Here is a 21,997-nt window from a genome sequence, read left to right on the forward strand (position 1 = left end):
CTGGTGCACAGTTGGTGCACACAGTGTGCACAGGAGGTTTTGATGAGACGACGCAAAAAGTCTGCGCAACGCAAACGCGTTGGTCGCGTTTCGTACTATCTTCATCACGGTGCCTGGTATCTTTACTACCGTGATGGAGACCGGCCATTCCGGTTGCGAGTCGCTGACACAGAGGGTGAAGCCGAGCAGATCGCGGCGCAAGTAAACGCGCAGCTGGCTTCGTCCAGCCCTACTCTGTTTTCCTTCACGTCTGTCAGTTTTTCAGAACTGCGACAGGCCTTCCTCAATCATCACGAAACCGTGGTGCGATCTTCTCCCGCCACGATCAGACGCTATCGATCGGCATCCCAGCATCTTGAAAACTATTTCAATGAATGCCGCCCGTCTGATCTGGCGCATGCGATCCGCACAGACCATTTTGTAGCCTGGCTGAGGAAGCAGAAAGTTTCCCCTAACGGCCATCCGAATACGGCCAAACGGGCACTTCGTGATAAAGGCCTGCGCTTCGTATTGGAAGTCTGTCGATCGGTATATATCTATGCCGCCCAGCAACGATTTCTTCCCCCCTACTTCGAAAACCCTTTCTCCAAGCTCAACCTGGAGCGAATGAGAATCGAAGATGCCAAACCCATCTTTGTTTTCGATGCGGATGACGAACTGAGATTCTTCCAGAAAGCGGATGACTGGACTTTTCCCATCCACTTTATTCTTGCCAAGACAGGATTAAGGTCGGGCGAACTGATCCATCTGCTGATCGAAGACGTCGACCTGGAAAACGGATGGCTACTGATTCGCAACAAACCTGAGCTGCACTGGAAAATCAAAACCAGGCGCGAACGCTCTGTCCCCTTGATCAAGGAAGCAGTTGCCGTCTTACGCAGGGTGATTGGCAATCGAACGTCAGGCCCTGTATTTATCCGGCACCAGTTTGATCCCCTCAACTCGCCTTTGGGAAACCTGGACCAGATGGCACTCCAGGAAGAACTTCAGCAACGCATCTCACGTGCTGACTCAGGGAGTGTGCTCACTATTTCGCAAACCATGGAGGAGAAGCTCGCCAGAGCCGTCTGGCGTGAAGCCGGCGTGATTCGATCGGAGCGTGTGCGGACATCGTTTATCCGTACTGCAAAAGCGGCAGGTCTGAAACAGTCTTCCTGCCCCAAAAGCTGGCGGCACTCTTTTGCCACACTGCTTCAGGATGCCAACGTCGATCCACTCATTCGCCAGATCACACTGGGGCATAAACCGAGCGAGGACGCCCGCAGTGGTGGACTGGGGATGACAGGCGTGTATACGCACACTCGCGCCACCACACAGAAGCGAGAGATCGAACGCGCTCTTCGCCTCTGGCCCCAGTCTCTCGCCTATGCGAGGCAATGGACCAATTCTAACAAAGTCTGAGTCTAAGCATACTGACTCGCTTTGAACACATTAATAAATACATATCCATTTAAAAGGGAGTTATAAGCATGAGCTACAGAGAAGAAGTTGAACTTGTACCACGGAACGGTCATATCCTGATCGTTTTAATCGTTGCCCGAATTTCGGGCTGTGCAAACCAAAAAGAACTCAGCCTGGAGGATCAGGTCGATCATGCGAAAGAAGTTGCGCAGGAGTACTATGGGGGAGAGATCGACTTTAGAATCATCTCCACAAAAGGGAAAGGTGAGCGTCTCGACCGTCCAGAGCTACTCGATATCGAGGAGAGGCTCGAAGCGAATGAATTTGATTTAATGATCTTCGAAGATATCGGTCGTCTGGTACGCGGGGCTGCAGCACACACGATGTGTGGTACTGCGGTGGATAATGGTACTCGAGTGATTTCACCAAACGACGACTTTGATACGAATGATTCCGATTGGGAATCCAAAGTGATGGATGCATGCAAAGAGCATATGAAGCATAATGAGCATACATCACGTCGGATCAAACAGAAAAAAATGAACCGGTTTAAAAAATATGGTGCTGCGACTCCTTGCCCCATCGCCGGTTATATCAAACCAGATGGGGCCGAGACATTCTCAGACTGGTCTAAAGATGCAGATGCTGCTGAGTACATCAAGGAAGGGTTACAGACCCTAAGAAGGACACTGAATGGTGAAGCCGTTGCGGAATACTTTAATGAAGTGGGATTTTCTCCAGGCCCCTATTGCAGAAAAAAACAATGGGACGGGAAAATGGTACTCCGTTTCTACCGCAACCCGATTTTAAAAGGCTTGCCCGCACGGGGTACCATGCATACCACCAAGAAGCACAAAACGGGCAGAAGAACTTCTACTCGCAATCCCAAAGGGCCCACTTACCGGGAAGAACCACATCTGGCTTTCTTCTGTCCTGATGAGATTGACCCGGTCCTCGAAGCACTGGAAAAGAAGAATGCCCATTTTAAGCGTAAGAAAAAAACAAACGGCGTAGATTCAAGATATCAAGTTCCCAAGAAACGGACTCGGGCCTTTGGCCAGCATGCCACCTGTTATTACTGTGGCCATCGTTATGTCTGGGGAGCCAATGGCATCACCGACAGTCTGATGTGTTCTAATTCGCGGTCATGGCACTGCTGGAATTCCATTGGGTTTAATGGACCTAAAGCCGCCCGGAAGCTGCTGGGAGTAACCCTGGAAAGCCTTTCGTCTCTGGAAGGGATTGATGCTCAGTATCAGGAGATCCTGCAGCAGGCACAATCTGGTGGGCCTGAAAAACTTCGTACCCGTGAAAACAAACTGAACCGGGTCGAGGATGAAATTGAGCGTGAAAGTGAAAAGATCAAAAAACTGATCAGAGAGATAGATGGTGCCGATCCGAATCTTTTATATGAAATGATGTCGGAGTTGAGCGAACGGAAAAAAAAGCTGTCGCTCGACCGTGTAGCGTTCGAGCTTGCCAAAAAACGTCAGCTGAATCTTCCGAAATCAACTTTGGAGCTCAAAGAGATACTGCAATATCACCTTGAAGACATCGATATACACTCTCATGAGTTCGGTGACTTGATCCGGGAACTGGTCCCTGAAATCCATGTCTACCTGGTACGTCGCGTATCTGGCGGTCATTTACTGCCTCGTGCCATGCTCCGCCTCAATCTGGCGGGGAGTATTCCAGATGCTGCTTCGATTCCCGAATTACAGCAGTTGTTGTCTCGAAAAATAACTTTGGATCTTTTCGAACCGACTCAGCGCGAGTTGATTCGTCCAGAAGCTGTCAAACTGGCTGCCACCGGGTTGGATCAGCGTGAAATTGCCAGCCAGTTGGAATGTAACCCCACCCAGACGGCAGTATCGAATGCCTTGAAGCTGCATCGGCAGATGCTGGAAAAGGGGCTGACAAATCCCTACATATTTTTGGATGAACCGCCTGGCGACTATAAAAAGCTGCGCAGGCACAATAACCAAAAGTATTCTTTTCAGGCGAAGTCCGGTTATCAGCGGCCTCCGCTCTGAAAATGAACGAACCCATTGATTCCTGATCCGACCCCGGCAACTTGCCGGGGTTTTTTAATGCGCTATCTGAAAGGAGCCATTTTGAGAGCCAGACACTCCAAAACCAAAAAGAAAAACGTGAAGCCAACTGGCCCCGTCATACCGGGCAGTCCCGTCCATCGACTGTTACAACTGATTGCCAGATCAATCGTCAAAAAGTATGAACCGGACGACGCAGAACGGGATTCCCGTAAAAACTAAATTATGCCGCAAAACGTGTCATGATAAATAGGGAGAGCTTAGCCATTGAAATCGTTGAGCAGTCCAGTACCGGCAGTGTGCCTGATTGACGATGGAGTTAATGCCCTGATAAAAAGTCCCTTCGACAGAAAGGAGAACAATGATACAGAAACAAGATTTCATGTTGATCCGAGCGGCCCTGCAGTTCTGGTACGAAGAGATGGATCTCAAGGACCCAGACGTGTTCGCGATCTATTCAGGTGGCCCCAGAATCAAGCCAGCCTGGCAAGAAGAAGACATTCAACAACTTCGCCAGCAGTTGCTGGCAGCACAACTACGCTATACTGTGTGCCATTCTGATGCGGCCAGCGTAAAGACTCCCCGTCTGTTTAACTCTCCGGAGGTTGCCAGACAGGCGATGGCAGACGCGTCTGACCGCCTGGGAGTCGTTCTGGTCACCCCAGCGGTTTGAACTCCTTCAAACCCCTTCCATCAGTTCGGCCAGGCTGATGCCGAGTGTCTTTGTGATCCGCTCAATATTTCGCAGGGACAGATTCCTCTCCCCCCCGTTCGATCCCGCCGACGTAGGTCCGGTCCAGCTCACATACGCAAGCAAATTTCTCCTGCGAGTAACCTTGCTCTTTGCGCAGTTCCCGGACCCGCTGTCCAAATCTCACCAGGAGAGTCCTCCAGGATTCAGTGGGAATGCAGCAGAACAAGCAGTCCCCAAGCAAACGTAAAAACAAAATATTTCAACTAGATAAGGTTGGTAGGTTTTATGCACGAAGAAAATAACAAAACGATTGAAAATCCCCCGAGCCAGTGGTGGCTGGCGAAGCATGGTGTAGCGGAAGGTCCTCTGTCTCACCAGGAAATCTGTGATGCCTTGCAGTCAAACAAAATCAGCCTGGCTGATTATGCCCACTCATCAAATGAGAAGGAGTGGAAGCCGCTAACTGCCTGGAGTGAGTTCGATTCTGGAACAGAAGAAGCCGGTCTACAATCTCCTCCGGCTCCCCCAGTTGAAAGCTATCCCACCGACCCTCTGATCACGAATCCCAGGCTCCCCGCCATGGCAAACTGGATCTGTATCTACACGCTTCAGATAGCTCCCTGGCTCTGGTTTCTTTATGTCATATCACAAATGACCTACGGCACTGTGTTAGACGAAAAAGATCCTCTGATGGGGGTTGAGGCTTTAGCGATGTTTATCAGCATGCTTGTTTCATTGGGGGTGACGATTTCATTGTTCATAGGTGGGGCTCGACTTAGAGCGTTAAGCCGTTCAGGCCCGAATATCATTATCCTCAGTATCGTGGTCGCAACAGCGGTCCACCTACTGTTGTCTCTCTGGGGGATTGGGATTATTGCGATGGCTGACCAGAGCAACTTTGCCTCAAAAACCGTAGCAGTCGAGTTAATTAACTATTTTGTAGTGATCGTCGAATTGTGCGAATGGGCGTTTCTACTCACGACACTTTTCTGGCTGCGACGTAACGCCCACTTTCTGCCCCTGACCTGAAGCCCCAGAATAAATAGGAAATATTGATTGGTTAACCTTAACAGTAAGGAGAACGTCCCACGTGACAGAATATCCAGTCCCCGAAAACCGGGAAGCCACAGAGTGGCGTTTTGATGACCAGGGCCTGCTTGCAGGCCCTTACTCATATATTGAACTCATGGAATATGTTGAGCTGGACTACATCCAGCCGGAAACGGAAATCATTCACGAAGACGGCCGGAAATATCAGGCATTTGAGGTCGGATTATTTCCCGGCTTCGTCCCTGAAAAACCAGACCCTGCGGAGGAGTACAGGAATGCTGTGACACCTTTGCCTGGCTGGAATTTCCTGGCAGGAGTGGTCGTGTTTTCTTTGGTTTCATTTAAAGTGCAGCAAAAAGTTCCAGAAGGTCATTGGTTCAATGGGATCATGCCATTCTCGATGATCATTGGTGGCTTCGCGATGGTTTTGATTGGCTGTTATACCGGTTTGACTGGAATTGCTCACAGTTTCAGCGGCATTCCACAATATCGGCCTGTCTTCAACAGAATTGGAGCCGTGATTGCCATTGTTTTTGGCACCATATTGATTTTCTGGGGATTTCAAGTGCTTCTCTTCAGCAAATAGTTGCCCAGAACAGATTTCAATTCATTTCCTCAGAACTGTGAGAGCATCGTCGACCTTAATTCTGGCGAAAAACGCGTCATAATACTTGAAGAAAAAGAGAAGAAGCCAGGAGAAATGACAAGCTGGAAAAATTAGATATCAGGCGCGTCTCATCATCTAAATTTTGGCCTAAAACGTGGCATGATACATGAGGGAAACGCTTACCTATCATCGATCGCAGTCGATCTTATTTCAAACTCGTCATCAGTAAAAACGCCCCGCATTGCACATAAATGCGGGGCGTTTTGTGTTTACACATCCTCAACAGAAAGGAGCTTTGCTTGGAATACATGGTTTTAACGTTCGTCTCTGTCGCCCTGTTGCTGACTGTCGTCTCTTTCATCAAGGAACGGCGGTTGCGGCTGGCGCTGCAGGGAATTCTCAGACACCTGATTCAACGCTGGAGGGCACATGGAAAAACCGACTCTACCAATCACACTAACATTGATCCTGCTGACCGGAGCCGGCTGTAGTTCCGACGAAAACAGCCGTGTGGCCGAACTGGCAACACGGCAGCTGGAGCGCCAGGCTGAGCAGAACCAACGCATGACGGAACTCCAGCAGGAAGTTGCCTCCGGTTCACGGGAACTGGTGGAAGCAGACGCCAGATCCCGGCAGGAGATGGTCACGCTGCAGCGCGAGATGCAGACCGAGCGAAACGAGATCGGATACCAGCGGGACCAGCTGGAGGCAGAACGCCGTGAAATTGCTGACAGCAGAAATCGTGACCCGATCATTGCGGCGGCGATCACCAGGGTGACCATGGTGGTCGTTAGCCTGCTGCCCCTGTTGATCTGCTGGTTGCTGCTCAGGCAGAAAATCGAACCCGCTAACGATCAGCAAATGACAGAGCTGCTACTGGATGACCTGGTCTCAGCAGAACCGTGGCTGATGCCGCCTGCGAACACAGATCCAGACAAACCGCGGCTGCCGGATTTCCCGCAGCCCCCCGATCCTGGAAATCCCACAGAAAGGAGCACATGAAATGTCACACATAGTCACGATCAAAACAGAGGTCCGCGATGCCGAAGCCCTGGGCTTGGCCTGCCGACGACTCGCACTGGGAGAGCCCGTTCACGAGACCGTCCCGCTGTTTAGCGGGGAAGCCACGGGCTATGCAGTCCGTCTCCCCGACTGGCGGTATCCCGTTGTCTTTGACGTCGAACGGGGCCAAGTCCGCTACGACAACTTTGAAGGCCGCTGGGGTGAGCTGTCTCACCTCAATCGGCTGCTGCAATCTTACGGCGTGGAAAAGTCGAGTCGTTCACAGTGCACCCCATGCAATGGTTTCAATTGAGAAATGATACAAATATTGCCTGGTTTTATATTACCTAGGCTATTCAAGTCAGCGTTCGAGTATGGGTTGCATACTCATGTATTTTATATCGTCCAGTCACGCCATAAAGGAGAGTCAAATACGATGTCCCATATTGTTCAAATTCAGACCGAAGTTCGCGATCCCGTTGCGGTATCCTCTGCCTGCTCCAGACTTTCGCTGCCTGCACCAACCCAACGTACTGTTCGACTTTTTAATGGAGAAGTTTCTGGATTGGCAGTCGAGCTTCCCGGCTGGCGGTATCCTGTAGTCTGTCAGCTTGCCTCCGGCCAGCTTCAATACGACAACTATGAAGGCCGTTGGGGAGATCAAGCTCATCTCAATAGATTCGTCCAGATTTATTGCGTGGAGAAGGCTAAATTAGAGGCCAGAAAGGCAGGCCATTGCATCAATGAACGAACACTACAAGACGGTAGCATACTGATTCAGGTACAAGTAAATTCCTGAGTTTCTTGCGGATATCATGTCTTGTTCTTGCCCTTTGTGTTTTTTGTTTTGGGACCAGGAAACCTACGGGGGGATGGAGGTGCGGTCAATTCCCGACATTTCGCTTCGTCTGCGGTAATAATCCAGCGGCCATCATCAGCTTTGCGAGCGTTAATTTTCCCATCCTTAATCCATTGATGGATTTTTCCATATTTCACCTGAAGCTTCTGAGTTAATTCAGTGATGTACCACTCATTTTCATTGAGCGGGCAGGAATTTTGATATGACGATTTTTTAGTCGTCCTCAATCCGTAACGGAGCATCAGCATTCGCACACGTGATTCGTTAAACGGCAATCCCCTGGGCGTCAGAAATCCCTCCTCATTCAACTTGTTGGCAATCTGTGGTGCAGAGATTTTTGAGTCCAGCAGTTCTTTCAGGTATTGCATTAGTTGCGTTCCGGTACTGAGTTTCGAGAGCTGTCCGACAGGCCGCCGAAAACGCGTATAGGTCTGGTGACCGCCGGCCCAATGGATTCGCGCCTCCACCCACTCACTTTTTCCTTCTACATCAATGACCACATGGTCAATGATCTCACGGAGAATTTCTTTTCGATCCACGTCCGTTGTGCTGGCGGCGGTCCACAGGGCAGGAACATTTGCTGCTAATCCCTTGATTCGTTCCTGATCTTCGTTGCTCAGTGACTTTGGTCGCTCTTGTAGAAAACGCTCGTATTGTTCTTCCAGTTCACGTTGGGAACGTAGTTTTTCTTCCCAGGCCAGTTCCAGTGTTCTCGCTACCAGTCGATTCTCTGGTTCGACTGCATGATACTGTCTCGCGGCACGCTCTGCTTCGTAAGTGGCCCGCTCCAGTTTCTGGCTCCATAATGTTTGAGATGCTTCACGTTGTTCATGGAAATCGGAGGCAACTTGACAGCTGACAGCCAGAGCTGATGGTTGAAGCGCCAGCATTGCCAGTCTCACCACTTCATCATCTAAGGGTTGTGCTTTCAGTCTTTGACAGACTGGATCAGCATAGAGCGAAGATCGTGCGGAACACTGGTAACTGGGCCTGGAATTGCTTCCTCCGTACTGCGTTCGCAATCGATATCCACAGCGTCCGCACACCAGCATCCCTGCCAATAATGCTCGACCTTGCCGCACACTCCCACGCGAGGAGATGATTGACCGGTTCTGTTCCAGCCGCTCCTGATTTTCTTCATATTGAGACCAGGAAATATAGGCTGGAAATCGATCCCTCAATAAGACCAACCATTCGTTCCGTGATAAGCGGCTTGGACCTTTTTGTTGTTTTCTCTTCTGACTTTGGCAACTACGCCCAAACACATAAGCTCCTGCATAAACCGGATGAGTAAGCATGTTCTGTATGGCTGTCTGGTTGGGACGTCTCCATTCCAGTTGTCCTTTGTTAGGGCCTGAGGATGGTCGGACTGGCATGCGAATCCCCTCAGCAACCAGATGACGTAATACGGCATGCATTGTGCCTAACCGTTCGAACTGATCGAATATAGTTCGCACAACCCCCTGAGCCTGCTCATCGGGATCAAACACCAGTTCGTCAGCCGAGCGAACATAACCAACGGGGCCTTTACTTAACAATTCACCGCGACGTGCCTTTTGTAGAGCACCTTGCCACATTCGCTGTCGCAGGACGTGCAATTCGGCCTCGGACATGGTTCCCTTTAGTCCCAGCAGGAGTCGGTCATTATAGGATGACGGATCGTATAGTCCATCAAGGTCGGAGATCAGTGTGTCAAATAGAGCACACAGTTCCAGCAACTGATACCAGTCTTTGCAACTCCGTGCTAAACGAGACATTTCAACCCCCAGGATGACACCAACATGTCCCAATGCCACCTCACTGAGTAAACGCTGGAAGCCCAGTCTTTTTTCACTCGAAGATCCCGAAAATCCTAGATCATCATCAATTACCAGAATGCGCTCGGTTGGCCATCCCAGTCGTTCAGCCTGGGCCACCAGACCATACTGGAGTTGAGTAGATTCCTGATGGTGCTGGACCTGATGGACGGAGGATTGACGTACATAAACAACAGCCAGCCGTTCCTGATGATGACTTTTAATTTTTTTGTCACGAGCTGCCAGCAGATTCTGTTCGGGGTGACTCATTGTCCGGACCTCCTTGTGGTTGGTTCAGATTTTCTTGAATTAGCAGACTGAGCCGACCGATCAGTCGCTTTTGTTTCGCTGGTGGCATCTGATCCCAGAGCGTCGATGGACAGATTGACTGCTGGTTTACTGTGGGCGGGGGGGGACTGCGGTAATGTCCCCGTCAGCATCTCGGGTGAGCATGACTGGTCTCCTGAGAATAGTGAAAAACGCTGCTCGATCCATCGGGACAGCTTCAACAATTCAAACGGCCCAATTATGGGTATTTCAGAAAAGGAGTCTATAGATGTTTTTTTATGTGTATTCTGATGCTTTCGAGAAATGTCGTCTGGAAGCCCGTCGCAAGGGACATTCTGTCCTGGAAAGCCAGCTCAGCGACGGTTCCATCAAACTCACCATTCAGATCGGAGAGGGCCAGTGAAAACCATTGAAATCATTATCTCTGCCGACGGTCAGTCCCGGATCGAAACTCGCGGCTTTACCGGTTCCCGTTGCCGGAACGCCAGCCAGTTTCTGGAAGGCGCTCTGGGAAAAGTCTCCTCGGAACAACTGACCGCCGAATACCACCAGACGGTCCAACATCAACCCAACCAATTACGACAGGAGAATTAGTTTTCACTTCATATGAAATACAGGAATTACCTAAACGAGTTTACGAAGATCCCCGCCCAGTGCGTGTCCTGGTCGTCGTCGAAGGGACGCATGACATCGAATTCCTGACACGCATCTCGACGCTACTCCATGCCGAGCAGCCCGCACTCCCTGATCTGGCAGCCATGGAAGGCAACGGGGAACTCATCTTTCTGCCCATCGGCGGCCATCCCCGCGCCTGGATCAGGCGACTGGCCCCACTTCGGCTCCCTGAGTTTTATCTCTTTGATCGGGAAAGCCCTCCTGAGACGGAGCAACGGGAAACGCTGGTTGCTCAGATCAACCGCCGCCCCCACTGCCGTGCTGTGCTGACGCGGAAACGGAGCCTGGAGAACTACCTGCATCCCCGTGCCATTGAGGCCGTCGCCGACATCATGCCCAAATTCGGGGACCATGATTGCGTGGCCTCAGAAGTGGCACAGCGGGTATTCGATAGCCGGCATGACGACTATTGCTGGGAACGGCTCGATCGCCATCCGCAGATCAAGCTCAGGAATCGGGCCAAGCACTGGCTCAATACCAGTGCGGTTGAACAAATGACGGTTCCCCTGTTGCAGGAACGCGATCCAGACGGGGAAATCATCTCCTGGCTGGAAACGATCGGCCATCTGGCTGAGACCGCTTAAACCCGCTTCACACATCTATTTCTTCAAACCATTAAGGAAACACTTATGTTACTATCCGAACGACTGGCGGAAAACGTACGCGCCTGCTTTACCGGCATCTGGATTCAGAGCCACGAACATGACGAGGCGTTGTTGGAAATTACCCGGCTCTGCCACAGTGAAGACTGGGGCCTGCTCTCCTGGGACATCGACCGGGGGTTGCAAGGGACGGAAGTCATTGGGGAAAGCGACTCATCGTACCCCGATCCCCTGGCAGCCATTCATAGTCTCAACAGTCAGGCCGATCCAGATCGCCCCACGCTGCTCGTGCTCAAGAATTTCCACCGGTTTATTAATTCCCCGGAAATCATCCAGGCCCTGACGCAACAGATCAGCCTGGGAAAGCAAACCAGAACCTTTGTGATCGTCCTGTCCAGCCTGGTCCAGATTCCCCCGGAGCTGGAGAAACTGTTCGTCTGCCTGGAACACGATCTTCCTGACCGGAGACAGCTGGAGGAAATTGCCTGCAGCATTGCCACGGAATCCGGCGAATTACCGGAGGGAGCGGAACTGGAGCGTGTGCTGGACGCCGCCTGTGGACTGACTCGCTATGAAGCCGAAGGCGCTTTCAGTCTTTCCCTGGTAAGACACGGACGAATCGATGTCTCCGTCGTGCTGGAGCTTAAGGCCCAGACGTTACTGAAAAGTGGGCTATTAACGCTCCACAGCGGCTCGGAATCATTTGATGACCTGGGAGGCCTGGAATCCCTTAAAGCCTTTTGCCGGCGTGCGCTGCGGCCCAGATCACAGGAATCAACCCATGTGCGTCCGCGGGGTGTGCTGCTGCTGGGCGTCCCAGGTACCGGGAAAAGTGCCTTCGCCAAAGCACTGGGAAAAGAGACCGGAAGAGCCACACTGACACTCGACGTGGGAGCCCTGATGGGCGCGCTGGTCGGCCAGACCGAGTGCGCCGTTTAACGGCAAGTTGAATCCCACGCATAGCGTGGACAGGTTTTGGAATTTATGACCTTGTGGGTCACCGGGATTACCTGAAATGAGTCGAAAGACCAAGGGGAAATATAGCACTTCCGGAAAGCGGCTGATGGGTGAAATCGTTTATCCCATGCTCCGCAAGACCCGGTCGGTACGGTTAAAGCTTGATTGCCTGAACTCTAGCTTCCAGGGCGTAATGGCCCCGCAGAGGATACAACGATTGAAATCCTCTTGTCGCTGCATACCTGAGTTCTTCGGTTGCTCAGGGAACATTCCAGCACGACACCGAATGCCAACGAGGCATTTTAAGGGAGCGAAAGGAGAACCTAACCCGACCTATTACGTTCAACTTGCACGGAAAGCGGGATCGCCTAAGGGGCGCGAGCCCTATGGTGACGGAGCCCCCATAGTAGTCCGCGGTCGGGAAAGCCGACTACATGGCGAAGGGGGGCAGGTGTTTGTGGAATTCAACATTGAGGGAGTGCGAGATGCACACAGTTCCTAAAATGCAATGGATTCTACAGGATAGAGGCCGTCGTGGTCTTTGCTTGGAACGGGTCTATCGCTACCTGTATAACCCTGAGCTCCATCTTGCCAGCTACGGAAAAATATACCGTAACAATGGTGCGATGACCAAAGGGACAACACAGGAAACGGTAGATGGCATGTCCTTCCAGAAAATCCAGCGAATCATCGATTGTCTGCGTGACGGTCGTTACCACTGGACTCCGGTCAGACGAATTTACATTCTCAAGAAGAATGGTAAACAGAGACCGCTTGGACTGCCAACCTGGTCAGACAAACTGGTTCAGGAATCGATGCGTACCATTCTCGAATGGTATTACGAGCCTCAGTTCAGTGATTCATCCTGTGGGTTTCGGCCCAGACGCGGTTGTCACACCGCGTTAAATCGAATCGCCAAAACATGGACTGGGACGAGTTGGTTCATCGAAGGAGATATTTCCGGTTGCTTTGACAATATCAATCATGAGATATTGCTCAACATCCTCCGGGAAAAGATCCATGATGGCCGATTTATCGACCTGATTTCAGGGTTACTTAAATCTGGGTATATGGAAGATTGGAAATACAATGCCACTCTGAGCGGTTCTCCGCAAGGAGGCATTGTCAGTCCGATCCTCGCTAACATCTACCTTGATCGCCTTGATAAGTTTGTCGAACAGGTACTTCTTCCTGACTTCAATCGAGGTAAGGTGAGAAGGACCAATCAAGCTTACCATAATCTTCACAGAATGGCCGCTCGCCGGAAGAAAAGCGGAGACGTTGAAGGCTATCGAGAATGTATGCGGAAAAAGGGATTATTGCCGTCGAAAGACCCCAATGATCCAAACTACCGCCGTCTTCGATATGTTAGATACGCCGATGATTTTCTGTTGGGCTTCTGCGGTCCCAAGCAGGAAGCAGAGGAGATCAAGAATCGACTGCGCGAGTTCTTACAAGAATCGCTGAAATTGAACTTATCTCCAGAAAAGACGCTCATTACCCATGCTCGAACTCAGAAGGCTCGCTTTCTAGGTTACGAAATCTGCGTTTCGCATAACAATTTGCATCGAGCAAATGGCGTGCGAAAGAGCAATGGAAATGTCTGTCTGCTTATTCCTCCCGATGTCATTAATGACAAGATTAGCTGTTATCTCAAACACAGCAGAATCAGTCACCGTCCTGAACTTTTACCCGATCAACCATTGAGCATCGTGGCAAGATATCAGGCGGAATGGCGTGGTCTGGTTGAATATTACCAGCTTGCCTGGAATATGAATGCCCGGCTAGGAAGGTTGTTTTACTTCATGAATGTTTCACTTGCCAAAACCTTAGCGTGCAAATTTCAGATTTCGCGCAAGGCTGTCTTTGACAGGTTCAAAAGTGAAATAGAAACACCGCTTGGTATGCGAAAAGTGTTGCTGATACGTAAGGAACGCCCGGATAAACCGGATCTCGTTGCGTACTTTGGCGGCATCAATCTCGCAAGAACGAAGATAATACGGAATTGCGATCCCCCGCTACGAGTACCGTTTAATCCAAAGTGCGAACTGGTCGAACGATTGTTGGCCGATGAATGTGAGCTATGTGGAAGAAAAGGAGCCTGTGAGGTTCATCATATCCGCAAGCTGGCAGAAATCGACCAACCCGGACGTCGAGTGAAGCCTGATTGGGTTAAACGTATGATAGCGCGGCGTCGTAAAACTTTAGTCGTCTGTGTCTCCTGTCATCAAGATATTCATAACGGGAGATATGATGGCAAAGCTATCTAACACTGGAGAGCCGTGTGCGATGAAAGTCGCACGCACGGTTCGGAGGAGGACTGTTGGAAAAGTACCGACTCATTCAGTCGGCAACTCGCTGGCAGTCTATCCTACGGAGCGAACCAGACAAGCGCTCCGAATCGTTGATGCGATGCAACCCGCCGTCCTGTTCATCGACGAAATCGAAAAGGGTCTGAGCGGAGCGGCCTCGTCCGGACAGTCTGACAGTGGTGTCTCCACGCGTATGCTGGGAACGCTCCTCAGCTGGCTCAATGACCATACTTCGGATGTGTTTGTCGTCTGTACCGCCAACGACATCTCAAAGCTCCCCCCGGAACTGATCCGGGCTGAACGCTTTGATGGTCTCTTCTTTCTGGATCTGCCGGGGGATGGCCAGAAGCAGGCGATCTGGAACATCTACCGCGAACAGTATGGGCTTACAGAAGACCAGGAACTGCCTGAAGATCGACACTGGACCGGATCGGAAATCCGGGCCTGCTGTCGCCTGGCAGCCCTGCTGAATGTCCCGTTAACCCAGGCTGCTGAAAACGTGGTCCCCGTGGCCGTCACAGCCGCAGAATCAGTGGCCCGACTCAGACGCTGGGCCAGCAACCGTTGCCTGTCTGCAGAGCAGCCAGGCGTCTTTGTCCACGGAGAGCGGTCGGGAGCCCGTGCACAACGCAAACTCTCCCGTGATCCCCGCAGAAACTAAACCTGACTTTAATCAAGGAGAAATGACTACTATGGCTACGATTGAAGAAGTTGAGACCTGCCACGATCCGATCGACCGACTTCGGGCGACAATGTGTGCCACGCGGGTCAGTTTTGAATGGTTTGGTACCCGGAAGTCACTCACACGCGACCAGAAGGCGCAGGCCGCTGAATCGTTTGGGGCGGAAGGGGCGTTCCTGAGTGCCGGCAAAAAGCTGCTGGATACGGGACATCCCCGTTTCCGGGCCGTGAGTGCCGTCCGCAACCAGGTACGGAAATACTGGACCTCGGTCAGTCTGCCTTTCCCGGAACCGGGCATCCGCTTATTGCGGCAGGATGCGCTGAACGCCTTCCAGGAACAGATGCGTCGGTTTACGGAAGAACTGGCCGAGGCGGTTGCGGAACTGGATGAACAATACCTGTCTCTGAAATCGGCGGCGCGGGAGCGACTGGGGAGTCTGTTCAATGACGACGATTATCCCGCATCACTGGTAGGACTGTTCGAAGTAACCTGGGAATTCCCCAGTATCGAACCGCCGAACTATCTGCGACAGCTCAATCCCGAACTCTACGAACAGGAATGCCAGCGCGTGCAGTCGCGGTTCGAAGAAGCGGTCCGGCTGGCCGAAGACGCCTTTCTGGATGAACTGTCGAAGCTGGTGTCGCATCTCACGGATCGTCTGAGCGGTCAGGCCGACGGTCGCCCCAAGGTCTTCCGGGATTCGGCCATTGGAAACCTGCACGAGTTCTTTGAACGTTTCCGGTCGTTGAATGTCCGTTCCAACGAGCAGTTGGATGCCCTCGTCTCTCAATGTCAAAACATTGTGGAGGGGATTCAGCCCCAAGAGTTGAGAAAGCGGGACGCACTCCGGCAGCAGGTGGCCTCCGATCTGTCTGGCGTTCAGGCTGCCCTGGATGGACTGCTGGTCGACCGGCCGCGGCGCCAGATCATGCGGACTCCTAAGTAAGGATGCCGCATGCAAATCATCATCACAGCTGAAGGGCAAATCCGCTGCATTTATGCGGAAGTCATCGACCTGGCGACCATTGGTCGCATGCGCATTTCTCGCGGGTCGTTTGTGGAACCGAATGCTGACGGTCAATGGATCGTGGATCTGTCCCCCGTCCTAGGACCGCGACTGGGACCGTTCCCCCTGCGGAGTGTAGCTCTGCAGTCAGAGATCGACTGGTTGGAGCAGCACTGGCTCTCCCCCAGCCCCTGAAAATGGAATTACCTAACAATGTGCCCCGGTCTTGCAGAATTATCTCTGCAGGGCCGGGGCTTTTTTATTGAACCATTTGTTTTTAGGAGACATTAGATGAAACAGTCAGACTTGAATCGGGCTGTCGCCCTGGCCACCGGCGAGACGATCGCCACCGTCAAACGGCTGGGCTTTTTACTGGCGGAGCCCCATGAAACCGTTGATCCGGATTCAGAGACATTGGGACCGCAGATCATCGACTGGGACGAACTGGACAACCAGCGACTGAGCCGACAGACAGAGGGGCTAAATCATGTACCGTCATTGGTGTGACTCCGACCCCAGTGGCTTTCACTATCTCAGTCAGGCAGATGCTCCCTTCCACTCAAATCGCTTGCAGATGCTCCATAGTGGGCGGCAACGAGGACGACGCGCCGTTAAGTCTCGGCGCAGAAAACGGCGTCGCAAACGAAAGTCGCTTTATTAAAGCAATGACTCCTGATTTACCTCTTCAATTCAATTCCAGAAAGGAATGCTATGAAAGTTTTACTGATTAATAATGATGGCGGCGGATTCGCGGACTACATCGAAGTTGCCACAGGAACCACGGTCGCTCAACTGTTCGAACAGCGCATGGCGGACGCGAACGCCTCGGACTACCTGATCCGGGTCAATCGACAGCCCTGTCCTCCCGATCAGACGTTACAGGACGGGGACCGGATTTCGATCACTCCGACGAAGATTGAAGGGGCGAAAATCTAGCCGTTGTTGAAGTGAATGATTTTGTCTCTGACAGGCTGTCGGAATTACGGTTCCGGCAGCCTGTTTTAAATTTATGGGAGTAAATGAACTATGAAACAGAGATCGAAAAGGGTCTGGCGGATGGCCAGTCTCATTGAGGAACAACTCAGCTCACAGGAATGTGAGACAAACATCGGGCTGCCGGAAGCGGCCTGGTTAAGCTGTCTGCGGTTGATCCGCATGAGACAACAGGCGCAGGAACGGGGTTGGTTCCAAGCGACCTCAAGACTGGATCGGGGACTGGCAACGGAGGTACTTCAGCTAACGCGGCAACTGGTGACGTTGCAGCAGGAACTGGAGTCTGCCACTGGTGAAAAGCCTGTTCCTGCAATACGCATCATCTACGAAGACCTGCTGACTCTGGAAGAGGAGTTCGGTGATTACATCATCGATCTCAAGAATAAGACAATTTCAGTCGTCACAGAGTCGATTGTGCTGGAAGGCGTGTATCTGGGAGCGTTTGAGATTCGACTGGAACTGGCAGAACTGAATTCAGACTCACCCTTTCACTATCACGTATTTGCTCAAGATCCGCAACCGCCGATCACCGATGAAGCAGTCACACATCCGCACGTGCAGTCTGACAACGTCTGTGAAGGGGACGCCCGTGTGCCCATCAAACGTGCCCTGGAACAGGGACGACTGCTGGATTTTTTCGTGCTGGTGTCGCGTTTGTTACGCACCTATAACCCGGAAAGTCCCTATGTCGCGCTCAGTGACTGGCACAGTGCAGAATGTCACGAGTGTGGGGATGTCGTGACCACTGAGGAACAGACCCACTGCACTAACTGTGAAAATCGCTTGTGCCGGCAATGTGCCAATCGCTGTGTTGACTGTAGTTCCTCATTTTGCCACGACTGTGCGACCCGCTGTGAAATTTGCCGTGATGACTGCTGTGAATCCTGCCTGAAAGAGTGTGTGCTCTGTTGTTCCAACTGTTGTTCAAATTGCCTCGATAATGAAGAAAGGTGCCCGATCTGTGAAACACAGGAAGACGAAGAAACGTACGAACCGGACGAGGAAACCACATCACCGGAAACAGTCTCTCCTGCCGGCACTCCGCTTTAGTCCAACCGCCTGGGCCAAGCTGCTGTTTTTGCGTGATTATGGTGATACGGAAGTCGGCGGCTTTGGAATCGCGGCCTCGACGGATTTGCTGCTGGTCCAGGACCTGCAACTCGTGAAACAGACCTGCTCGATGGTCCATGTTGCCTTCGATGATGAAGCGGTGGCGAATTTCTTTGATGATCAGGTCGATGCAGGACTCCGCATGGAGCAGTTTGGTCGAATCTGGATACACACCCATCCGGGAGCCTGCCCGGAGCCCAGTCCAACTGATGAGGCGACCTTTGAACGCGTCTTCGGTCGTTCTGACTGGGCGGTGATGTTTATCCTCGCTCGGCAGGGAAGATCTTATGCCCGCCTGCGGATGAATTCCGGTCCCGCATTTGACTGCGAGATTCCGGTTAGGCGGGATTACTCTGAGGCCTTTCCCGGTTGTGATCCCGAAAACTGGGAACAGGAATATTTAACGAACGTAATTCCCGAACAACGCAATCTAGACAGTCCGCTATCGGCACTGGACGGTTTTGACTGGGACGCCGACTGGTTTTTCGATGAATCTGATCTGGAAGGAGACTTGAAATGACAAATACGACAGTAGACCGTTTTCAGAGGCAAAGTGGCCTGGTCCCCGCTGAAAAGCTTTCACAGATTTCGGTGACTGTCATCGGTGTGGGAGCCATTGGCCGTCAGGTGGCCCTGCAACTGGCGGCGATCGGGACACCGCGTATTCAGCTTGTGGATTTCGATACTGTTGAGTTGACTAATATCACGACTCAGGGATATCGGAGACAGGATTTGGGGGCGAATAAAGTCGAAGCAACCGCTAAGGCCATTCAGGAAATGGATGATTCGATTCAGGTGGAGACGATCCCTGACCGGTTTCGTCCGTCCCATTCCATAGGAGAGGCAGTTTTCTGCTGTGTGGATTCGATCTCTTCTCGTGCGGCAATCTGGCGATCCGTCAACAGAACGTGTGAGTTCTGGACAGATGGCCGAATGCTGGGAGAGACAATTCGGATACTGACTGCAACAAAGGATTCTGTAGTAGACCGGTATACCGAAACACTTTTTGCTCAATCGCAAGCTCAAACAGGCAGTTGTACCTCACGCAGTACGATCTATGCAGCCAGCATTGCTGCGGGACTCATGGTGCATCAGTTTTCTCTCTGGTTGCGTGGAATCCCAATAGACTACGATATGTCTCTAAATCTTTTAGCAAGGGAGATTGTAGTCAATTGACAAATTATTATTCATTTTTATCTCTAAGGGAAAAGCAGGCCACCAGCAATGGTGGCCTGCATGCATTTTTTTTATCTATCAGAGAATGTCATCCATTCCAGAAGACCGCGGGCGAAAACGTTCAAGGTCAAGTATCCCAATTAGCATATCTATTTCTGGATGCGGTTAAGGGGGCAAGGTCAGACTGATCGTCTTCATAACAGCTGGGACTGCTACCCTAACCGGACACCGCAGGGGTCTGAAAACCCTTGTTCATTCGCATTCCAACTGGTACAGGTTTTTGAGGCAGGTCAATATCACTCGGATCGTGGCAGTCAGTATTGCAGCGAGGAGTATCAGCGAACCCTAAAAATCAACGGGATTCAATGCAGCATGAGCCGCAAGGGAGACTGCTGGGACAATGCCGTGATGGAAAGCTTCTTTGCAACGCTCAAGAAAGAACTGATTCATCGCCAGAAATACGAGACACGGGCATCAGCCCGGCACAGTATCTTCGAGTACATCGAAGTGTTTTACAATCGAGAAAGGCTCCATTCATCTCTGGACTATCTGAGCCCCGAAATGTTTGAGCAGGCAGTATAACCTAATTCCAGCGCCCACTATTTCTGGGGAACTTCAGATACCAGTTTGACGATGCACAGCACCTTATTCTGCAAATTTACTATTCTCAATTAAAGTTTTTCTTAACCATTTGGAATACTTCAAATCTAGTGATTGAAATTCATTTACAGACATAAACGGAACTAGTAGCTTATCGCTATTTTCACCTTGTTGGAATTTTTTGTACTGAACTTCTCCAAAGTTATCTATTTTATTTGAATTCAAAGAATATTTATGTACTCCTTTTCCGTAAGTCCAACCACTTACTGTTGAAATAGTTAATATATCTTTATCACCTTCTTGAGACAGCTTAGCAGAAATGACTCCTTTAGATGTAAGAATAAATTCTGCCCACGCTTTAAGCTTATATTTTTCATCAGTAATGACACAGACTATAGGAAAAAGAGGTTTTACTCCAGGTTTTAGATATTGATTCAATAGAAATATATTATAGACATCGCCCGAATTATTCTGGAACTTTGATTGCCATACAATCCGCTTTTCTAACCCTGGAAAAAGATATGTACCAATAAGTCCTGAACTCCATGCCGCATCATCAGAAATAAGATGATGTAAAAGTACTTTATCTTTCGAGCTTATTTTACTTTCCTGAATTGTATTCCATAATTCATCTGAGCTTACCTGGGTAATCGTCCCCCACCATATCCATAGTGGTATCAGACAAATAGATGAGAATATGAATAAAAAATTTCTTACGATATAGGTTTTATGAATTTTTGTGTTACTGCTTTTCATGGATTTGCAGCTTAAAAGAAAATTAGAGATTTGTATTTGGACCAACATAGGCAGCCCCCTCTGTTAAGTAAATTGAAAAAGCGGCCCTGACCTTGCCCCCTTAACCGGAACCAGAACTTGATATACTAATCAGGATTCTGACCTTGCCCCCAACTCTGTACCAGTTGGAATGTTAGAGATCCAAGGTAAATTCATCCCTGGCGCGCCAGGGATGAATTTTTCGCGAACTCCACCGGGGTCTGATTTCCCAGTGAGCTGTGTGGGCGGTTTTCGTTGTAGTCCAGCCGCCACTGGTCGATTTGTTCCTGAGCGTCTGCCAGGCTTAAAAACCAATGCTGGTTTAAACACTCCTGGCGAACTCGCCCGTTGAACGATTCAATATACGCATTGTCGGTTGGTTTTCCCAGTCGACTGAAATCCAGAGTCACTTTGTTGAAGTAAGCCCACCAGTCCAGACTCTTTGAAATGAACTCAGGGCCGTTATCCACACGGATTGACTGGGGACAGCCTCGAGCCGCTTTAACTCGATCCAGAGCTGCTACCACATCATCTCCAGTCAGTCGGGTTCCCACCCGAATGGCCAGGCTCTCACGACTAAAGTTATCGACTAACGTCAACAGCCGGAACCGCTGCCCGTTAAACAGCTGATCGGCCATGAAGTCCATGCTCCAACTCTCATTGGTGCGACTGGCTTGCTGACGTGTTTTCCGAACCTGACAGCTCCGATTCCGCCGGGGACGTTTTCGACGCATTTGCAGGCCTTCTTCGACATAGAGCCGGTACACCAGCTTGTGATTGACGTGCCAACCCTCTCGCGAAAGCAGGATATGTAACCGCCGATAACCGTAATGCACGCGGGTACTGGCCAGATCACGTAACCGGATACGTAATTTGGTCCTCTCGTCTCGAACACTTTTGTAGCGGTGGCTGGCTCGTGGAAAGTTCAACGCCCTGCAAACACGACGTTCGCTTTGGGAATAACCTGCCTGAAGCCGCTTCACCACTATGCGACGACGATCAGACCTCATACCTTTCCCTGGACGACATCCTGCAGCATCTTCTTATCGAGGCTGAGGTCGGCCACGAGCTGTTTCAGCTTCTTGTTTTCTTCCTCGAGTTGCTTCAGACGCCGCAGTTCAGCCACCCCCATCCCGGCATATTTTTTCTTCCAGCGATAGAAGGTCTGCTCGGAAATGCCCATCTTGCGGGTCACTTCCGCCACTGTGGTTCCTGATTCAGCCTGGCGTAAAGCAAAAGCGATTTGTTCTTCTGTGTAGCGTTTTCGTTTCATAGATCTGATCCTTTTCCTGAATACAAGATAACAAAATCTCTCGCATTCCGCATGGATCAAGAAACGGGGGGAAGGTCAATTCTGGACCA

At 50.9% G+C, this 21,997-nt stretch carries 27 protein-coding genes and 2 pseudogenes; 25 read left to right on the forward strand and 4 right to left on the reverse strand.

The genetic code is table 11. The features are described from left to right. Window positions 1–42 precede the first annotated feature (42 nt). The 4 genes from F1728_RS19000 to F1728_RS19015 all read left to right on the forward strand — a co-directional run bounded on the left by F1728_RS19000 (window position 43) and on the right by F1728_RS19015 (window position 4,125). Window positions 43–1,401 carry a tyrosine-type recombinase/integrase gene (locus F1728_RS19000; RefSeq protein ID WP_155365406.1) on the forward strand — a complete coding sequence of 453 codons (1,359 nt, stop codon included), beginning with the start codon at window positions 43–45 and terminating at the stop codon, window positions 1,399–1,401. Between the two features lie 68 nt (window positions 1,402–1,469). Further along, window positions 1,470–3,434 (forward strand): recombinase family protein, encoded by a 1,965-nt coding sequence (locus F1728_RS19005; protein ID WP_155365407.1) that lies wholly within the window; start codon window positions 1,470–1,472, stop codon window positions 3,432–3,434. Between the two features lie 57 nt (window positions 3,435–3,491). Continuing rightward, window positions 3,492–3,674 (forward strand): hypothetical protein, encoded by a 183-nt coding sequence (locus F1728_RS19010; protein WP_155365408.1) that lies wholly within the window; start codon window positions 3,492–3,494, stop codon window positions 3,672–3,674. Between the two features lie 139 nt (window positions 3,675–3,813). Further along, window positions 3,814–4,125, forward strand: coding sequence for a hypothetical protein (locus F1728_RS19015; protein WP_155365409.1), 312 nt, complete (start codon window positions 3,814–3,816; stop codon window positions 4,123–4,125). Between the two features lie 6 nt (window positions 4,126–4,131). On the opposite strand, the pseudogene F1728_RS32615 reads toward F1728_RS19015, so the two are convergent. After that, window positions 4,132–4,360: pseudogene (locus F1728_RS32615) on the reverse strand (helix-turn-helix domain-containing protein). A gap of 71 nt (window positions 4,361–4,431) precedes the next feature. On the opposite strand from F1728_RS32615, the gene F1728_RS19025 reads away from it, so the two are divergent. From F1728_RS19025 to F1728_RS19050, 6 genes are all read left to right on the forward strand, one after another. After that, the gene (locus F1728_RS19025) at window positions 4,432–5,175 is read left to right on the forward strand and encodes a hypothetical protein (protein ID WP_155365410.1); all 744 of its coding nucleotides are present in this window, start codon (window positions 4,432–4,434) and stop codon (window positions 5,173–5,175) included. A gap of 61 nt (window positions 5,176–5,236) precedes the next feature. Beyond that, entirely contained in the window at window positions 5,237–5,782 is a 546-nt protein-coding gene (locus tag F1728_RS19030) for a hypothetical protein (protein WP_155365411.1), read from the forward strand. A 320-nt stretch (window positions 5,783–6,102) separates the two neighbouring features. Further along, entirely contained in the window at window positions 6,103–6,294 is a 192-nt protein-coding gene (locus F1728_RS19035; RefSeq protein WP_155365412.1) for a hypothetical protein, read from the forward strand. After that, a complete protein-coding gene (locus F1728_RS19040; RefSeq protein ID WP_155365413.1) occupies window positions 6,233–6,805 on the forward strand; it encodes a hypothetical protein in 573 nt (190 codons plus the stop codon). The genes F1728_RS19035 and F1728_RS19040 overlap by 62 nt, the downstream gene beginning before the upstream one ends. Window position 6,806: 1 nt before the next feature. Further along, window positions 6,807–7,118 carry a DUF1257 domain-containing protein gene (locus F1728_RS19045; protein WP_155365414.1) on the forward strand — a complete coding sequence of 104 codons (312 nt, stop codon included), beginning with the start codon at window positions 6,807–6,809 and terminating at the stop codon, window positions 7,116–7,118. A gap of 123 nt (window positions 7,119–7,241) precedes the next feature. After that, window positions 7,242–7,604 (forward strand): DUF1257 domain-containing protein, encoded by a 363-nt coding sequence (locus F1728_RS19050; RefSeq protein WP_155365415.1) that lies wholly within the window; start codon window positions 7,242–7,244, stop codon window positions 7,602–7,604. A gap of 14 nt (window positions 7,605–7,618) precedes the next feature. On the opposite strand, the gene F1728_RS19055 is transcribed toward F1728_RS19050, so the two are convergent. Continuing rightward, the gene (locus F1728_RS19055; protein WP_228030241.1) at window positions 7,619–9,730 is read right to left on the reverse strand and encodes a recombinase family protein; all 2,112 of its coding nucleotides are present in this window, start codon (window positions 9,728–9,730) and stop codon (window positions 7,619–7,621) included. Between the two features lie 286 nt (window positions 9,731–10,016). On the opposite strand from F1728_RS19055, the gene F1728_RS32255 reads away from it, so the two are divergent. From F1728_RS32255 to F1728_RS31330, 15 genes and pseudogenes are all read left to right on the forward strand, one after another. Then, a complete protein-coding gene (locus tag F1728_RS32255; RefSeq protein ID WP_261344465.1) occupies window positions 10,017–10,151 on the forward strand; it encodes a hypothetical protein in 135 nt (44 codons plus the stop codon). Beyond that, window positions 10,148–10,342: a DUF2997 domain-containing protein gene (locus F1728_RS19060; RefSeq protein ID WP_155365416.1), complete on the forward strand. Its 195-nt coding sequence runs from the start codon at window positions 10,148–10,150 to the stop codon at window positions 10,340–10,342. The genes F1728_RS32255 and F1728_RS19060 overlap by 4 nt, the downstream gene beginning before the upstream one ends. A gap of 59 nt (window positions 10,343–10,401) precedes the next feature. Beyond that, complete coding sequence (locus F1728_RS19065) at window positions 10,402–11,007, forward strand: hypothetical protein (protein ID WP_228030242.1); 606 nt, start codon at window positions 10,402–10,404, stop codon at window positions 11,005–11,007. A 45-nt stretch (window positions 11,008–11,052) separates the two neighbouring features. Beyond that, window positions 11,053–11,964: an AAA family ATPase gene (locus F1728_RS19070; protein WP_155365417.1), complete on the forward strand. Its 912-nt coding sequence runs from the start codon at window positions 11,053–11,055 to the stop codon at window positions 11,962–11,964. Between the two features lie 304 nt (window positions 11,965–12,268). Further along, a complete protein-coding gene (locus F1728_RS31325) occupies window positions 12,269–12,484 on the forward strand; it encodes a hypothetical protein (RefSeq protein ID WP_194242435.1) in 216 nt (71 codons plus the stop codon). Further along, window positions 12,468–14,252 carry a reverse transcriptase/maturase family protein gene (locus F1728_RS19075; RefSeq protein WP_194242436.1) on the forward strand — a complete coding sequence of 595 codons (1,785 nt, stop codon included), beginning with the start codon at window positions 12,468–12,470 and terminating at the stop codon, window positions 14,250–14,252. The genes F1728_RS31325 and F1728_RS19075 overlap by 17 nt, the downstream gene beginning before the upstream one ends. A gap of 19 nt (window positions 14,253–14,271) precedes the next feature. After that, window positions 14,272–14,955, forward strand: coding sequence for an AAA family ATPase (locus F1728_RS19080; protein WP_228030243.1), 684 nt, complete (start codon window positions 14,272–14,274; stop codon window positions 14,953–14,955). A 22-nt stretch (window positions 14,956–14,977) separates the two neighbouring features. Beyond that, entirely contained in the window at window positions 14,978–15,922 is a 945-nt protein-coding gene (locus F1728_RS19085) for a hypothetical protein (RefSeq protein ID WP_155365420.1), read from the forward strand. Window positions 15,923–15,931: 9 nt separating this feature from the next. Next, complete coding sequence (locus F1728_RS19090; RefSeq protein WP_155365421.1) at window positions 15,932–16,177, forward strand: hypothetical protein; 246 nt, start codon at window positions 15,932–15,934, stop codon at window positions 16,175–16,177. A gap of 96 nt (window positions 16,178–16,273) precedes the next feature. Then, on the forward strand, window positions 16,274–16,489 hold the full coding sequence (locus tag F1728_RS19095) for a hypothetical protein (protein WP_155365422.1): 216 nt from the start codon (window positions 16,274–16,276) through the stop codon (window positions 16,487–16,489). 204 nt (window positions 16,490–16,693) lie between these two features. Next, entirely contained in the window at window positions 16,694–16,918 is a 225-nt protein-coding gene (locus F1728_RS19100; protein ID WP_155365423.1) for a MoaD/ThiS family protein, read from the forward strand. Between the two features lie 120 nt (window positions 16,919–17,038). Next, on the forward strand, window positions 17,039–18,025 hold the full coding sequence (locus F1728_RS19105; protein ID WP_155365424.1) for a hypothetical protein: 987 nt from the start codon (window positions 17,039–17,041) through the stop codon (window positions 18,023–18,025). 28 nt (window positions 18,026–18,053) lie between these two features. Then, on the forward strand, window positions 18,054–18,605 hold the full coding sequence (locus tag F1728_RS19110) for an MPN domain-containing protein (RefSeq protein WP_228030245.1): 552 nt from the start codon (window positions 18,054–18,056) through the stop codon (window positions 18,603–18,605). After that, entirely contained in the window at window positions 18,602–19,261 is a 660-nt protein-coding gene (locus tag F1728_RS19115; protein WP_155365425.1) for a HesA/MoeB/ThiF family protein, read from the forward strand. The genes F1728_RS19110 and F1728_RS19115 overlap by 4 nt, the downstream gene beginning before the upstream one ends. A 294-nt stretch (window positions 19,262–19,555) precedes the next feature. After that, window positions 19,556–19,843: pseudogene (locus F1728_RS31330) on the forward strand (integrase core domain-containing protein); the annotation flags it as partial. Between the two features lie 63 nt (window positions 19,844–19,906). Here F1728_RS31330 and F1728_RS19125 read toward each other — a convergent pair. Then, window positions 19,907–20,617 (reverse strand): hypothetical protein, encoded by a 711-nt coding sequence (locus tag F1728_RS19125; RefSeq protein ID WP_155365427.1) that lies wholly within the window; start codon window positions 20,615–20,617, stop codon window positions 19,907–19,909. A gap of 191 nt (window positions 20,618–20,808) precedes the next feature. Next, window positions 20,809–21,908 (reverse strand): IS3 family transposase gene (locus F1728_RS19130; RefSeq protein ID WP_155365428.1). Its coding sequence is split into 2 segments (ribosomal slippage): window positions 20,809–21,644 and window positions 21,644–21,908, totalling 1,101 coding nucleotides; the frame shifts between segments, so codons are not numbered across the junction. Window positions 21,909–21,997 lie beyond the last annotated feature (89 nt).

Source organism: Gimesia benthica, assembly GCF_009720525.1.
GTDB lineage: Bacteria > Planctomycetota > Planctomycetia > Planctomycetales > Planctomycetaceae > Gimesia > Gimesia benthica.

What these genes read in the sequence shown, in the direction of transcription:
- F1728_RS19000 (WP_155365406.1), top strand. Translation starts at nt 43, where the DNA reads ATGAGACGACGCAAAAAGTCTGCGCAACGCAAACGCGTTGGTCGCGTT.
- F1728_RS19005 (WP_155365407.1), top strand. Translation starts at nt 1,470, where the DNA reads ATGAGCTACAGAGAAGAAGTTGAACTTGTACCACGGAACGGTCATATC.
- F1728_RS19010 (WP_155365408.1), top strand. Translation starts at nt 3,492, where the DNA reads ATGCGCTATCTGAAAGGAGCCATTTTGAGAGCCAGACACTCCAAAACC.
- F1728_RS19015 (WP_155365409.1), top strand. Translation starts at nt 3,814, where the DNA reads ATGATACAGAAACAAGATTTCATGTTGATCCGAGCGGCCCTGCAGTTC.
- F1728_RS19025 (WP_155365410.1), top strand. Translation starts at nt 4,432, where the DNA reads ATGCACGAAGAAAATAACAAAACGATTGAAAATCCCCCGAGCCAGTGG.
- F1728_RS19040 (WP_155365413.1), top strand. Translation starts at nt 6,233, where the DNA reads ATGGAAAAACCGACTCTACCAATCACACTAACATTGATCCTGCTGACC.
- F1728_RS19045 (WP_155365414.1), top strand. Translation starts at nt 6,807, where the DNA reads ATGTCACACATAGTCACGATCAAAACAGAGGTCCGCGATGCCGAAGCC.
- F1728_RS19050 (WP_155365415.1), top strand. Translation starts at nt 7,242, where the DNA reads ATGTCCCATATTGTTCAAATTCAGACCGAAGTTCGCGATCCCGTTGCG.
- F1728_RS19055 (WP_228030241.1), bottom strand. Translation starts at nt 9,730, where the DNA reads ATGAGTCACCCCGAACAGAATCTGCTGGCAGCTCGTGACAAAAAAATT.
- F1728_RS32255 (WP_261344465.1), top strand. Translation starts at nt 10,017, where the DNA reads ATGTTTTTTTATGTGTATTCTGATGCTTTCGAGAAATGTCGTCTGGAA.
- F1728_RS19070 (WP_155365417.1), top strand. Translation starts at nt 11,053, where the DNA reads ATGTTACTATCCGAACGACTGGCGGAAAACGTACGCGCCTGCTTTACC.
- F1728_RS31325 (WP_194242435.1), top strand. Translation starts at nt 12,269, where the DNA reads ATGCCAACGAGGCATTTTAAGGGAGCGAAAGGAGAACCTAACCCGACC.
- F1728_RS19075 (WP_194242436.1), top strand. Translation starts at nt 12,468, where the DNA reads ATGCACACAGTTCCTAAAATGCAATGGATTCTACAGGATAGAGGCCGT.
- F1728_RS19080 (WP_228030243.1), top strand. Translation starts at nt 14,272, where the DNA reads ATGAAAGTCGCACGCACGGTTCGGAGGAGGACTGTTGGAAAAGTACCG.
- F1728_RS19085 (WP_155365420.1), top strand. Translation starts at nt 14,978, where the DNA reads ATGACTACTATGGCTACGATTGAAGAAGTTGAGACCTGCCACGATCCG.
- F1728_RS19090 (WP_155365421.1), top strand. Translation starts at nt 15,932, where the DNA reads ATGCAAATCATCATCACAGCTGAAGGGCAAATCCGCTGCATTTATGCG.
- F1728_RS19095 (WP_155365422.1), top strand. Translation starts at nt 16,274, where the DNA reads ATGAAACAGTCAGACTTGAATCGGGCTGTCGCCCTGGCCACCGGCGAG.
- F1728_RS19100 (WP_155365423.1), top strand. Translation starts at nt 16,694, where the DNA reads ATGAAAGTTTTACTGATTAATAATGATGGCGGCGGATTCGCGGACTAC.
- F1728_RS19105 (WP_155365424.1), top strand. Translation starts at nt 17,039, where the DNA reads ATGGCCAGTCTCATTGAGGAACAACTCAGCTCACAGGAATGTGAGACA.
- F1728_RS19115 (WP_155365425.1), top strand. Translation starts at nt 18,602, where the DNA reads ATGACAAATACGACAGTAGACCGTTTTCAGAGGCAAAGTGGCCTGGTC.
- F1728_RS19125 (WP_155365427.1), bottom strand. Translation starts at nt 20,617, where the DNA reads ATGAAAAGCAGTAACACAAAAATTCATAAAACCTATATCGTAAGAAAT.